The organism is Bacillus sp. V26 (assembly GCF_034296245.1).
Lineage (GTDB): Bacteria > Bacillota > Bacilli > Bacillales > Bacillaceae > Bacillus > Bacillus halotolerans.
Genome location: NZ_JAXKQF010000008.1, coordinates 90,012 through 103,689 on the forward strand (window position 1 = coordinate 90,012; position 13,678 = coordinate 103,689).

A 13,678-nucleotide genomic window follows, 5' to 3' on the forward strand; every position below is an offset into this window, starting at 1 on the left:
ACTGATTAATGAATAGCCATTATGTCAATGAGGCGCTTGATTTTTTCATTGTCTCCTGTATCAACGTACACTGTTTTTGTATTTTTTATTATATTCTCAGTCACTTCCCGCATTACGCCTTTACTTAAATCATCAGAGGAATCCCAGCGTAAAGGAACATTGTATACTTTAATCGTGCCATCGCCATTACCGCTATAAGTTACAGATCCATCCACTAAACGAGAGCCTGCTAACTGGATAACATCTTCCGGATAGCCAGCACTGGTGTCATCATTCGGATTGAGTGGTTCGCCAGCCGAAATATGCCGAACATTCAGTTCATCTATCTCTTGATTTGCTCCAAGCTGCAACCAAACTCTGGCATATTCGATTTTCTCAGAAGAATATTCCGCCAATACATTGTCTTTTTTGCTGTTCGCCTCGTTTTTTTGTCCTTCTGAAGAGGTTTCTTTTGATTCATCCGCTGAGGATTCTGTTGAAGCATTTTCATTTGAATTCTTTGTTACGGATTCTTCTGATCCTGTTGTTGCCTCTGATTCGTCCTTAGCTATTTGGTTGCTATCTTCAGTCTCATTATTATTTTTTTCAGATTGTAATGCAGAATCATTATTTGATGTTTCTTCCTTACCGCCCATACATCCAACGAGCAATAAGACGAGCAGCATCAGGACAACATTGCAATAAAAAATATTTCTCAGTTTCTTCATTATTTCATTCCTCACCCTCAACAGCCTTACATGCTTTTCTTAGCTTAATCAGTTGATTTTTCAGTTTTTTATCATCTTTTTTTCTTTTTTCAGCTTCAGTAAACAAAGTCTTAGCTTCAAATACCATCATTGTCCAATCCTTTCAGTTAGTTATATCTAAATATTACCATGGAATAGATATGAAAGTTCGAAAAAATTGTTTAAGGAGTGGTAACGAATGTTAGCTCAATCGAGTAAATCTCGACAGCTTTTTGAAATGGTGGCCACACGATATACGAGTAGATGTCATTGAGGAATCACCTATCATATTTGTGTTTTGACACTGCGAAAATAAAAAACCACTTCCTTTTACATGAAGCAGGCTATATTGAATGCTTTTTATCTTTGTCATCATGTGGTGATGTACTAGAGTGTGTGAATATGCGGTCTAATATTTGTTCAGTAAATGGCATAAAGGAATTAAGGATTATTCCTCCTAAACAAACGGTTAACAAAGTCCCGACGCCAATTGGTCCATTTAAAATCATTGCAACTATCAAGAATACGAGGTAAATGAATGTTCTCGAAAAAAGTATATTTGTTCTAGTTAAGTCTTTTATGATTAATGTTAATCGGTCAACTGGAATCGGTGCAAAATTGGTGTACAAATAGGTTGCAGTTCCTAATCCTATAACGACTAAGCCGATTCCAAAACAAATCACTTTGCTGAACCATAGGTCAGGTGTTATCAAATTGTGGAATAAAAAAAGCCACATATCAATCCCAATCCCCGTTATAAATGCTGTTAACATCCCCAAAACTTCCGGTCTTTGTCTATTTAAAATTGAATTACAGCATATCAATATGAACGCTATTATGATTTCCCAGCTTCCCACTGTAAGCCCCACATTTTTAGACAGTCCTACCACAACTGCATCAAAGGGTGAAGTTCCAAGGTCTGATTGGATAGTGAAGGAAATACCAAGAGTTAAAATGAAAATTCCTAATACATAAAAAGTATATTTCACTTTACTCGACCTCTTTTTCGTTATTTTTATTGCAAATACAACAAAGCTACGTTATATTCAATATAGGTCATTTTTGTTGTATTTGCAACAAAGATATGTACTAAGGAGGTCATGATGAAGGAAATTCTTCGCGAAATCGGAATGATTGCCAGGGCATTAGATTCGATAAGCAATATAGAATTTAAAGAATATAACCTCACAAAAGGGCAGTATTTGTACCTTGTCCGAATATGTGAAAACCCAGGAATCATTCAAGAAAAGTTAGCTGAAATGATTAAAGTAGACCGAACAACCGCAGCTCGTGCAATAAAAAAACTCGAAATAAATGGTTTTATTGAAAAGATGGATGATGAACATAACAAAAAGATAAAAAAACTCTTTCCAACAGAAAAAGGGAAAGATGTGTTTCCCGTTATAAAAAGAGAAAATGATCATTCGAATAGTGTCGCATTAGCAGGATTTTCTGAAAAAGAAGCAGAAACCATTTTTTACCTTCTTCAAAGAATGAGAAAAAATGTAGAAGTTGACTGGGAGTATGTAAAAAAAGGGAACAAGAGAGATTATTAATTTTAAAAGGAGCATATATGACAATGAGTGTAAAACTAAAAAAGTGCAGCCATGAAGATTTAAAAATACTCCAAGAAATAAGTATTGAAACATTCAATGATACATTCAAAGACCAGAATTCACCTGAAAATATGAAAGCTTATTTGGAAAGTGCGTTTCATTCTAAACAGTTGGAAAAGGAATTATCTAATATCTCTTCACAATTCTTTTTTGTTTATTTTAATCATGAAGTCGCTGGATATTTAAAGGTCAATACCAATGAGGCTCAATCTGAAGAAATGGGTGATGAATCACTAGAAATCGAGAGGATTTATATCAAGAACAAATTTCAAAAACATGGCCTTGGTAAATATCTGTTCAATAAAGCTGTGGAGATTGCGCTGGAATCTAATAAAAAGAAAATCTGGCTAGGCGTATGGGAAAAAAATGAAAATGCTATTGCTTTTTATGAGAAAATGGGGTTTGTTCAAACTGGAGCTCACTCTTTTTATATGGGTGATGAAGAACAAATAGACTTTATCATGATCAAAACACTCGTATAACTTTTTATGAAAGGCGGGTTTATATGTATATTCCAAAATACTATAAGGTGACAAATGTAGATGACATTTGGGACTTTGTTCAAAACAACTCATTTGGCACAATTGTCACAACAGCACAAGGGAAACCAATTGCAACTCATTTGCCATTGCAGTTAATGAAAGAGGGAGATACTTACTATATAACGGGGCATATTGCTTATGGGAATCCTCAGTGGAGAACATTTGAAACCTGTGAAGATGTGCTTGTTATGTTTCAGGGACCGCACGCTTATATCTCTTCCTCTTGGTATGAAAAGGAAAATGTCCCAACATGGAACTATCAAGCCGTACATGTATACGGTACAGCCAGCATTTTGAACGAAGAAGAGTTAAAACATGACCTGACAATGTTACTGCAAAAATACGAAAAACACCGCAAGAATCCAGTTTTATGGGATAAGCTTTCTCCTCAGCTCTTAGAAAGTCAGCTGAAAGGTATTGTCGGATTTAAGATGAAGGTGGGAGAGATTCAGGCTTCATATAAATTAAGTCAGAACCGAAATGAAAAGGATTATATGAATATCATTGATCAATTACGACATGAAGGAAATCCAAATTCGAAACAAATGGCAGAACTGATGGAAAAGCGATTAAAAGATTAAATATCAGTCCGCTTTTATTAGCGAACTTGGGATGAATGCGTGGTACTGCTCAAATGTTTGATGCTGCAGAGCCTTCTTGTGAAAGTTCAAGGAACACTTGTTGTTTTTAGCAGAGGCTTCTGGCGTGGCTCTTTCGGTTTTCTAATCACAATTCATAAAAACTTATAGAAATGACGGAAAATGAATATACGGAGTGTAATGAAAATAAGCTTTCAGAATGAGGGCTTGTTAGTGAATAACCCGTGAAGGTTCAAGTCATCTCGGCCGCATCCTAATGATACCAAGGGTTTAACTGCCTTTGGTATTATTTTTTTATGCACTTTACGCATAGCAGCTTCTTTTAATATTTCGAAAGGTTAAACAAGTGACACTAGTAATGGCAGTAATCGTCAGGCTAGTTTGGGTCAAGTTGCAAACAAAAGAAACAAAACAGTGGGGAACAAATGCTTCCCCCTGTTTTGTACGTTACTTAGCTGATGTTTTCTTTAATCGTTTTGGAAAATGTGATTGATTTATTCTCGCTAACAAATGTTGAGCCTAAAAGGAGTGCACCACCTAGCATTTGAACAATGGTCATTTGTTCTTGCAGGATAATGGCAGAAATTAATATAGCTACAAATGGGTCTACATAGCTTAACATAGCAATACTTTGTCCTTTTAATTTTTGCATCCCCGAGAAAAATAACCAAAATCCAATTCCAGTGTTTACAATCCCTAAAATGATGATAAAAGGAACGGATGATCCAGATACTCCAAAGATACCGAATCCTTTGGTGAAAAACACATATGGCAAGAGCAGCAATGCTGTTAATCCAAGTTGGATGATTGTAATCTCCAGCCTGCCCATGCGGTGTATAAATTTATTTAGTAACATCAATGCAGCGTAAAATGCAGCCGCAACTAATCCAAAAAAGATCCCAAGCAGATCGTCTGTTCCAGATGCATTTATGCCATTTCCAACAATCAATAACATGCCTATGATCGCTACACCAATACAAACCATTTTTTTGACAGATAATTGTTCCTTAAGGACAAATGGTGAGAGAATCATGACAAACACAGGTGCAAAGTAATACCCTAGTGTTGCATTAGTAAGTGTTGTATGATCGTACGATTGATAAAGAAAGATCCAATTCCCTCCTAATGCAATACCAGAAAGAAATAAGATGTAAGCATTTACTTTGACTAATTTCCATGGAATGGTTTTCTTCATCATCATAAACACGACTATTAAAAATAGACATCCAATTGAACTGCTTAGTAAAGCTGTTTCACTCGAAGATAAATCAATGTATCTTACAACTAAACCCATTGTGCCGAAAATGATCATTGATAATATAAACTGAATCTTAGATTTCATTGTCTACTCCTTCGAATCTGCGAAACAGCTTATATTTCGCAGATTCTTAATCTGTTTTAAATATAAGCTTATTCACTGCTGATTCAACAGCTGGAGTAAACGGCGGTGGCGGTGAAGTAGAAAATGGCTTCCAAGTGTATAGATTTGTATTTGAGAGTAGCATGTTAATCCCCCTATTTATATTAATTTTTTAAAAGTTTTGATATTGCGAAAAAGTTGGTTCTAGATAGATTATACATGAAACCTTATGGGTTTTATAATTAATTGTGACTTCCTGGTAATTCATAAAATAACAGATTTAGAGGTAATATCTCTACTCGGAACACCACACCAAAGGAACTCTCATCGCAGAATGATTCTGCTAAGGCCTTTTACCTTATTTACTTTTACTTATACGGTAAATCTATTTTTAGCGAATAAGCCTTAAAGAAAAGACTTATTGATGTTCTGTCAGAATTAATGTCATCAAGTACGATAACTTCTGTCAGGGAAGTTATATAATAGGCTATATCAATTGTGATTGGAGTGTGATTGGATGCAAACGAAAAAAGTTTATCTATATGTATGTAATACAATGTCAGATTGGGAATATGGATATTTAATCGCTGAACTAAACTCAGGAAGATATTTCAAAAAAGATGCAGCACCTTTTAAAGTAGTAACAGTAGGAGTTAGTCAAGAAATGATTACTACAATGGGAGGTCTGAGCATAAAACCAGATATTTCCGTTGGTGAGTGCACTCTTGAGAGTAAAGATCTTCTCATTTTACCTGGAGCGAATACTTGGGGAGAAGAAATTCATCAGCCTATCTTGAAAAAAGTTGGCGAAGCTTTAGAGCGGGCACTATTGTTGCTGCAATTTGCGGTGCAACGGAGGGCCTCGCGAATATGGGATACCTAGATTCCAGAAAGCATACAAGCAATGACTTAGAGTATCTTAAAATGGTCTGTCCTCATTATAAAGGAGAAACATTTTATGAGGTGGGGCCTGCGGTATCTGGTGAGAATTTGATTACTGCGTCAGGAGTAGCTCCTCTGGAATTTACGATGGAAGTATTGAAAAAATTAGATGTATTTGCGTCAGATACATTACATTCATGGTATAACCTCAATAAGACTCATCAGCCTGAATACTTCTACGAATTAATGAATTCAATAGAGAGATGAGCGAAATCATTCAACTGAGTTTTATATACTTTCGACGATAAAAAACATGTTTTAACAATACTCAGAAGTGATGTTGTAATGAAAACAAGCTTTCATAAAACAAAGCAATGTTGAGGGCTGAGTATAAGCATAGTAAAGGGGAAAAGCTTAATCTTTTTGGGAGATTAAGCTTTTTTTCTAAAGTCTAATATTGGCTTTCGGATATACATGTATTCATTTTGGTATAAAACTCGTCTTCAGCAGATTTTAGGGATTTCTATTTACTCGAGTTTAGGATTTAAGCCGTATTTGTGAATAGGTAAATGAAAGAATTTCTGAAGAGCTAACAGATAGAAAGGATGATAATGGATGAAGGAATATTTTACAATTGGAGAAACAGCCCGTCTCAATAACATTTCAATTCAAACATTGCGCTATTATGATAGAATCGGAGTTTTCAAGCCTGATTATACAGATCAGGATAATGGCTATCGATATTACCATGTGAAACAGTTCTTTTATTTAGATATTATCAAGTATCTAAAATATATTAGAACACCTCTGGAAGAAATCAAGCGTTTCAGCTCGAATACTTGTACCCCTGAACATATGCAACACTTTCTTGAGGAGCAAGAAAACATGATTGTGCAAGAAATGGAAAAACTTGAACGTGCCCGGCAATTACTTCATAGAAGAAGGAATCAGCTTAATGAACAAGTAGACATATGCAATAAAAAAGACGAAGGTTTCGTTTATTTTCGTTATATAGATGAACAAACAATAATAAAAGTGGAGACGCCTCAAGTTAATCCTCATCATCAATCAGATTTGTATTACAGAAAGCTGGCTGATGTTGTAGAAAAAATAGGAGATGTAGTAGATAACTATTATGGATTCATTTATGCTTTCAAGCCCTATAAGGATTCTCGTGACATTTATTGTAACAGTATTTATACGACTGTTCGAAATGGAAAAGAGATAGACATAGGAGAAAAAAACATAACGCTAGACACGATCCCGTCCGGTGAATATGTATGTATCGCATTTGATTGGTCTGCAAAAAATTATGATGAATATTATCGTAAGCTTTATCAATATATTGAATCTCATGGCATCCAAACAGATGGAAAAGTATATCAAGTTTCTCTTCCAATCGACTTTCACTCATTAAGAGAAGAAAACTTCCTTACAGAATTAAGAGTGCTAAAAAATAACTAATCCTTGACCCTATAGTTGCTATAGGGTTTATGATTTGTGCATCTTCTTATGAATATTTGAAAGGGAGGATGTATAAGATGGCAAGATGCTTCGGTTACTCGTGACGCAATGGCAAGGCGGAAACCAATCGTCATGTACTGGGAGCCCATTTATTAAACTGGCTTGCATCTTAAAACGAAAGGTCCATTTGAAGAAGTACCTAGCCTTGAAAAAGAGAAGGGGATTGTTGATAGGAGTGTTTTATTAAAGCAAGCTCGATCTGCCAATTCAAAAGCACAGGCCTGATATCGTATTACGTTCTTGCGGCGATTGCGGTGCAGAACTTGCTCCTTTTGAATCCTTAAACGAAACATACGATGGAGATACTGCTTTGGTATAGGTTGATTCATTATTATCGCTACTGGCTATAGTGAAGGAAGATAGATTCCTCATAACAATGCAGTGAATCATATTAGAGCTGTACGTGCTGCTTTAGCTTTACGTTGAAACACGTTTTATCGTATCTCAAATCCTAATAAAAAATGAATATAAAAAAAGGAGCGATGAATATGAGAGCACCGATAGATGAACCAATTTGGTACGCCTACCCTGGAATGGTAGCTGTAGTTACGGCTCAATATGAAGGTGAAAAAAACGCAATGGCTTCCGGGTGGCATACGTATATCGGATCTTCTCCAGGAATGTATGGGATATCAGTAAACAAAGAGACATATACGTACAAAATGATTGAGAAAAGTGGTGTTTTCGGTGTGAATTTTCTTCCAGGGAGATGTTCGGAATTAATTCAAGCATTAGGCACCCATAGTGGCAGAGATATCAATAAGTTTGAAGAATTTAATATTCAATCCGAAGAAGGATTAAAAGCTGAGATACCGATTTTAACTGATGCGTATTTTGCTTATGAGTGTAAAGTACACAGTATGTCCACTTTGGGCGATCAAGAGTGGATTGTGGGAGAAGTTTTACAGAGATATCAAGATAAAGAGCTTTTCTTAAGAAATGGAATGCCAAATTTAGAAAAGTTGGATATTCCGCTTCATATTGGAAAGTCCAGCTACCGAATATTAAATAGTAAAGCAGAGGAACGTCAGCACGCATTTGATTCCGAAACTGATTGAAACACTCAGGTTTCTCCACCTTTATTGTTACGTGGCATACATGCTCATAACACCACCTATGCGCGGTTTGCGATAGAATTTGACCCTCAATATATGCCTTTAGAAGAGGTGATGAAGCAATAAATGACGTAACAGTAAACGTATTTTACTGATTAAATACCCGTTACCGACTCCATTTTTTAAATCACATTTCATATAAACATATAGAAATGATGGGAAAGTGAATATACGGAGTGTAAAGAAAATAAGCTTTGATTTAGGGGCCTAGTAGGTGAATAAACCATGAAGGTTCAAGTCTCTCGGCCGCATCAAAGATACCAAGGGTTGTAGACCCCTGGTATTTTTTAATGTTCTCTTTAGCTTTTGCAGTTTTTTTCTTTTTGTTTCACTCGTTAAAGTGAAACTGGAATAAACAAAGGTTTTCCCCGTTTTTGCATAGCCTATCTTACTTTGCGAATCGCCGAGCAGCTGCCACGCACAATATAACGGCGATATTCACTGCTACGAGTGCCCAGCCCACTTTCTCGTGCAGAATCACTGAGGCAAGCAGCAGTCCAAAGAAGGGCTGAAGAAGCTGCAGCTGTCCAACCGCCGCAATACCGCCTTGTGCGAGACCCCGATACCAGAACACGAAGCCAATCAGCATGCTGAATAAGGATACATACGCAAGACTGAGCAGTGCAGGAACGCCGACGCCCGACCATGAGTCCGGCGTAAAATAGAATGACAATGGCAGCATAAGAGGAAGCGACAGAACGAGAGCCCAAGAGATCACCTGCCAGTTTCCCAGCCGCCGCGAGAGCCGGGCCCCTTCTGCATAACCGAGCCCGCATACGACGATAGAAGCCAGCATGTACGCGTCGCCGATCGGGGAAGATCCTCCGCCTTGGATGAGGGCGAATCCTGCTACTAGTAAGCTGCCTGCAGCTGAGAAAATCCAGAAAGCTGGCCGGGGGCGTTCCCCTCCGCGCAGTACGCCGAAGATCGCTGTCGCGAGCGGAAGAAGCCCAATGAAGACTATCGCATGGGCGGATGTGACATACTGAAGCGCTAAGGCTGTCAGCAACGGGAAACCGATCACCACGCCGAGCGCTACTACCAACAGTGAAATGATGTCTCTTTTGGCAGGATGCTGCTGCCGGAAGATGAGTAGGAGACATCCAGCCAATACACCGGCTATCGCAGCACGGCACACGGTGAGGAACAACGGATCGAAGTCCGCCACAGCCAAGCGGGTCGCAGGCAGCGATCCGCTGAAAATGAGCACCCCCAGAAAACCATTCATCCAGCCATTTGTTGCTTTGTTCATTTACAATCACTCCATAATATGTTTCTTCTTAAAAGATCAATTTTTCTTATCAAAACCTGTATTTAAGGATTACAATGACTATAAACTGTAATTGACCTTTTAAAAACAGCCAGTTTTCATAAAAAATTGCATACCAGTTAGGGGAAACGCGCAAATGGATATCACGCCTTTTTTAAATAGAAATCTGGAAATTCCGCTTTATCAGCAGCTTTATCAGTATTTCAAAGAAAACATGCATCAGGGGCGTATTCAAAAAGGAATGAAACTGCCATCAAAGAGGCTTTTGGCGAGTCAGCTTTCCATCAGTCAAACGACTGTAGAACGTGCCTATGAACAGCTTGCTGCTGAAGGCTATATTGTGAGCAAGCCAAGAAGCGGATGGTTTGCTGATTATCATGATTCTGATTTTGCCTACCGTAAAATGCCGAGCGCATCACCTTTTAAAGAAAAAGTTCAAGAAAATAAACAATGGATTGATTTTCACTATGGAAATGTAGATTCTTCTTACTTTCCTTTTTCCGCTTGGCGAAGAAGCATGGTCAATAGCTTAGACCAATATGGCGACGAGCTTTATCGGCCGGGAGATGCTTTAGGAGAGTTTGCACTGAGAACACTCATTGCGGAGTACCTGTATCAATCACGCGGTGTCCATTGTGTCCCTGAACAAGTCATCATAGGTGCCGGAAACCCTTTTCTTCTGCAAATCTTGTGCCAGGTTTTTGAACCGAATATTTCCATAGGATATGAGGATCCCGGTTATCCAAGAGCCCGGAAGATTTTTGAAGCCAATCGTATGAATATCGTTCCTATACCGGTCGATGATGAAGGAATCTGCATAAAGAAGATCAAAGAACAGCAGCCGAACCTTGTATATGTCACGCCTTCCCATCAATTTACGCTGGGAACCATTATGACGATTAACAGAAGAATGCAGCTCCTCAAATGGGCGGCTGAAAGTCATTCATTTATCATAGAGGATGATTATGATGGGGAATTTAGATACACAGGGCAGCCGGTTCCTTCTTTGCAGGGGCTTGACCAGCATAACCGTGTCATTTATATGGGCACTTTTTCTAAGTCTCTTCTTCCCTCGCTGCGTATCAGTTACATGATTCTTCCTTCGCCTCTTTTGAAAAAAGGCCATGAAATAACGTCCTTATATAAGCAAACGGTGTCCTGCCACAGTCAGCTGACGCTGGCTGACTTTATAAAAAGCGGAGAGTGGCAAAAACACATCAACAGAATGAGAAAGCTTTACCGGAAAAAAAGAGCCGCTTTATTAGAGGCTGTACAAAGAGAACTAGGAAAGCATGTCAGGATTCGCGGAGAAAACTCTGGACTTCGTATCTTACTTGACGTTTATTTGCCATTTAGTGAAAAAGAGTTGATTGAGAAGGCAAAGGAACATGGGGTGAAAATTTACCCTGTTTCACTTTCTTATAAAAACAATCCTCCTGCGAAAAGGGTCTCACTTGGGTTTGCAGGAGTTTCTGAATTCAACATACGAGAAGGCATCAAAAAACTGAAAGCTGCCTGGAGGATATGAGAGGTCTGGAGTCATTAGGGGATGATGGCTTTTAAAATATCCCCAGCTATGAATGACAATACTGAAGATATAAGTGGCCCTCAGTCTCCCGCTCCTGATAACTTTTGAATGCTTTTTGAATGGATACTCCTATATGAACCTTCTTCAGCATCAAACACTTCAGATGATAGGCAATTGATGAAGCTTTAAGTGAGATTTTAGAAAGCCCGCTTTCCTAAAGCGGGCTCGATTGAATGAGCTGATGTGTGAAAGACTTTAGCGAGTTTCTTTTGAAAAATAAGAGGTTAACACATCATAAACAATAGGCAAAGAAGTAAAACCCTCATTTTCTAAAAAATGCCCCCCGTGCTGGACTTCGTATAACGCAGCGTCAATTTGTTGTGCCAGCTCCTTGCTCCATGAAAATGGAACAATTTGGTCGTTCTTAGAAGCAATGACAGCGCGGTGCTTCGCGGTCTCGATGATTTTTTGATGATCAAACGATCCCTGTGTAAATTCATCTAACATCTTTAAAGTGGGCAATGATTTGACAAAGCCGGAAACCAGTATGATTCCGCCAAGCTGTTTTCGTAATTGAATATGTTCCAAAAATCTTAAAAGGGCGGGGCACCCTAGGCTGTGCGCAACCAAATACGTATTTTCATCTAAAGTGTGTTGATAAAAAGAGAGTGTATCCAGCCAATCCTCAAGTCTTGGCTCGAGCGGATGAGGCATGTTTAAAATGTCTGCTTGGACCCCATCTGCGAGCAGACGTTTTTTCAGCCAAGGGAACCAATGATTTGTTGAGGAGGCTCTGTAGCCATGAATGATATAGACTTGTTTTGTCATTTTTTCCTCCAAACGAAGTATTTTCATTCAGTATAAAATTCCTCTCATTGGGAAACAAGTACGCACTTTTTTGTAAGTAGCTTTTACATATGAGGCATTCCTTCTGCCATTCCCCACTTACACATTTCTTCTATGAGGGGATACAAAGATCGCCCTCTGTCAGATAACGAATACTCTACTTTCAGTGGGACTTGAGAGACCTCAGACCGATGAATAAGGCCGTCAATTTGTAATTCCTTAAGCTGTGCGCTTAACATTTTATGGGTGATGAAGGGCATAGCCCTTTTCAGCTCGCCGTATCTCATCGTTTTTTCACACCCTAACTCATAGAGAATTCTCATTTTCCATTTTCCCCCTATAAGAGATAAGGTGTATTCAAATGGGGCTTGTTTACTGCGGCACAGGCTATTCATTGTAATCAAACCTCCTTTTTAAAGTATAATAACAGAATAAATCAGGAATTTCGGTGTTGAAGTTTAAAGGGCCTGGCGGGTAAATCTGAGGCGGCTCACGTTCTCTCGGCTGCGAACATGAAACCAAGGCTCTTGCTAGTTATTGGCCAGGGTTGAAGCATAATCTGTCAGAGCTTGCATCAAATGATATTTGTGACCTAGTTCACGATCTGAACTGAAAGGGCGATTTGTTCGACAGACGGCACGGGCAAATTGAATGTTCCAAGTCAAAGAGGGTAATCTTACTGTTAATTACTTTATTTGAAAAAAACGATGTTTTTAGCTGAAAATATCTATTATGGTATAGTTAAATATAACGAAATATTTGAGAAATGAGGAATGGTATGTATACAGTCAAAAAACATAAAAAATTTAAAGCGAAAATGATTCTGCAAGTCATAATGGTTATTATTGGAGGAATTATAGCGGCATATGGACTGGAAACAGTGCTCATTCCAAACAGTGTATCTGATGGAGGGGTGACAGGCCTTAGTATCGTTGGTTCACAGCTATTTGATTTGCCGCTAGGGGTCCTTATTGCAGCATTAAACATCCCGTTTGTCTGGTTAGGATATAAGCAAATCGGGAAAGACTTTGCATTATTATCCATTATCGGAATCGTATCACTTGCCGCTGGCACAATGTTTTTCCACCACACTCCAGCCATCATAGAGGGGGATACCCTGTTAATAACCGTTGTTGGCGGGATTATCCTTGGATTGGGAATGGGGTTAGCGTTACGTAACGGCGGCGCATTGGATGGAATTGATATGCTCGCTGTGCTGCTGTCTCGAAAATTGCCATTTGGAACGAGCGATCTCATTTTATTCTTAAACCTTTTTGTGTTTATTTTTGTATCCCTTGTATTTGGCTTACAAGGGGCATTACTGTCAGTCATTGCTTACTACATTGCGTCCAAAGTCATACATATCGTTGAGGAAGGCTTAAGCGGTTCTAAAACCTTTCAAATTATTTCAACCCAGCCTGAATTAATGGTAGAGACAATACGCGATCAGTTAGGTCGAAGCGCTACCTATAAAGAAGCTTATGGCGGTTTTTCCAACGAGAAATTTAAAGAAATCACATGTGTCATCAACCGCCTTGAAGAAACAAAACTAAAGGAAATTATTAATGAAATTGATAAAAATGCCTTTGTTACCGTATATGACGTAGCTGAAGTGAAGGGCAGCAATTTTAGAAGACATACGAGTCATTAGAGAAAAACACAACTTCTAAC

The 13,678-nt window shown here is 38.4% G+C and carries 13 protein-coding genes and 2 pseudogenes; 8 read left to right on the forward strand and 7 right to left on the reverse strand.

Annotated elements, in window-relative coordinates; all coding sequences use genetic code 11:
• Positions 1–5: 5 nt before the first annotated feature.
• The 3 genes and pseudogenes from UJ203_RS19160 to UJ203_RS19170 all read right to left on the reverse strand — a co-directional run bounded on the left by UJ203_RS19160 (position 6) and on the right by UJ203_RS19170 (position 1,714).
• Positions 6–707: a hypothetical protein gene (locus UJ203_RS19160; RefSeq protein ID WP_322013264.1), complete on the reverse strand. Its 702-nt coding sequence runs from the start codon at positions 705–707 to the stop codon at positions 6–8.
• A gap of 19 nt (positions 708–726) precedes the next feature.
• A pseudogene (locus UJ203_RS19165) lies at positions 727–837 on the reverse strand (hypothetical protein); the annotation flags it as partial.
• A gap of 232 nt (positions 838–1,069) precedes the next feature.
• On the reverse strand, positions 1,070–1,714 hold the full coding sequence (locus UJ203_RS19170; RefSeq protein ID WP_305934863.1) for a YczE/YyaS/YitT family protein: 645 nt from the start codon (positions 1,712–1,714) through the stop codon (positions 1,070–1,072).
• Positions 1,715–1,828: 114 nt separating this feature from the next.
• On the opposite strand from UJ203_RS19170, the gene UJ203_RS19175 reads away from it, so the two are divergent.
• Genes UJ203_RS19175 through UJ203_RS19185 form a run of 3 tightly spaced genes read left to right on the forward strand, consistent with a single transcriptional unit; the run spans position 1,829 to position 3,464 of the window.
• Positions 1,829–2,281 (forward strand): MarR family winged helix-turn-helix transcriptional regulator, encoded by a 453-nt coding sequence (locus UJ203_RS19175; protein ID WP_305934862.1) that lies wholly within the window; start codon positions 1,829–1,831, stop codon positions 2,279–2,281.
• A gap of 23 nt (positions 2,282–2,304) precedes the next feature.
• A complete protein-coding gene (locus tag UJ203_RS19180; RefSeq protein ID WP_105955134.1) occupies positions 2,305–2,823 on the forward strand; it encodes a GNAT family N-acetyltransferase in 519 nt (172 codons plus the stop codon).
• A 23-nt stretch (positions 2,824–2,846) separates the two neighbouring features.
• A complete protein-coding gene (locus tag UJ203_RS19185; RefSeq protein ID WP_248339692.1) occupies positions 2,847–3,464 on the forward strand; it encodes an FMN-binding negative transcriptional regulator in 618 nt (205 codons plus the stop codon).
• 469 nt (positions 3,465–3,933) lie between these two features.
• On the opposite strand, the gene UJ203_RS19190 is transcribed toward UJ203_RS19185, so the two are convergent.
• On the reverse strand, positions 3,934–4,824 hold the full coding sequence (locus tag UJ203_RS19190) for a DMT family transporter (protein WP_322013267.1): 891 nt from the start codon (positions 4,822–4,824) through the stop codon (positions 3,934–3,936).
• Positions 4,825–5,398: 574 nt separating this feature from the next.
• Between UJ203_RS19190 and UJ203_RS19195 the strand changes: the two are divergent.
• The 3 genes and pseudogenes from UJ203_RS19195 to UJ203_RS19205 all read left to right on the forward strand — a co-directional run bounded on the left by UJ203_RS19195 (position 5,399) and on the right by UJ203_RS19205 (position 8,306).
• Positions 5,399–5,991 (forward strand): annotated as a pseudogene (locus UJ203_RS19195) (type 1 glutamine amidotransferase family protein).
• Between the two features lie 348 nt (positions 5,992–6,339).
• Positions 6,340–7,188: a MerR family transcriptional regulator gene (locus tag UJ203_RS19200; RefSeq protein WP_202853811.1), complete on the forward strand. Its 849-nt coding sequence runs from the start codon at positions 6,340–6,342 to the stop codon at positions 7,186–7,188.
• A gap of 548 nt (positions 7,189–7,736) precedes the next feature.
• Positions 7,737–8,306 carry a flavin reductase family protein gene (locus UJ203_RS19205; RefSeq protein ID WP_305934861.1) on the forward strand — a complete coding sequence of 190 codons (570 nt, stop codon included), beginning with the start codon at positions 7,737–7,739 and terminating at the stop codon, positions 8,304–8,306.
• 445 nt (positions 8,307–8,751) lie between these two features.
• Here the strand turns inward: UJ203_RS19205 and UJ203_RS19210 are convergent, their stop codons facing one another.
• Positions 8,752–9,615 carry a DMT family transporter gene (locus tag UJ203_RS19210; protein ID WP_227598939.1) on the reverse strand — a complete coding sequence of 288 codons (864 nt, stop codon included), beginning with the start codon at positions 9,613–9,615 and terminating at the stop codon, positions 8,752–8,754.
• A 154-nt stretch (positions 9,616–9,769) separates the two neighbouring features.
• On the opposite strand from UJ203_RS19210, the gene UJ203_RS19215 reads away from it, so the two are divergent.
• Entirely contained in the window at positions 9,770–11,161 is a 1,392-nt protein-coding gene (locus UJ203_RS19215) for a PLP-dependent aminotransferase family protein (RefSeq protein WP_322013269.1), read from the forward strand.
• 255 nt (positions 11,162–11,416) lie between these two features.
• Here the strand turns inward: UJ203_RS19215 and UJ203_RS19220 are convergent, their stop codons facing one another.
• Both UJ203_RS19220 and UJ203_RS19225 read right to left on the reverse strand, forming a co-directional pair.
• The gene (locus UJ203_RS19220; RefSeq protein ID WP_248339696.1) at positions 11,417–11,989 is read right to left on the reverse strand and encodes an alpha/beta hydrolase; all 573 of its coding nucleotides are present in this window, start codon (positions 11,987–11,989) and stop codon (positions 11,417–11,419) included.
• 83 nt (positions 11,990–12,072) lie between these two features.
• Positions 12,073–12,402 (reverse strand): winged helix-turn-helix transcriptional regulator, encoded by a 330-nt coding sequence (locus UJ203_RS19225; protein WP_105955124.1) that lies wholly within the window; start codon positions 12,400–12,402, stop codon positions 12,073–12,075.
• A 383-nt stretch (positions 12,403–12,785) separates the two neighbouring features.
• Between UJ203_RS19225 and UJ203_RS19230 the strand changes: the two genes are divergently transcribed.
• Positions 12,786–13,658 (forward strand): YitT family protein, encoded by an 873-nt coding sequence (locus tag UJ203_RS19230; RefSeq protein ID WP_105955123.1) that lies wholly within the window; start codon positions 12,786–12,788, stop codon positions 13,656–13,658.
• Positions 13,659–13,678: the final 20 nt, after the last annotated feature.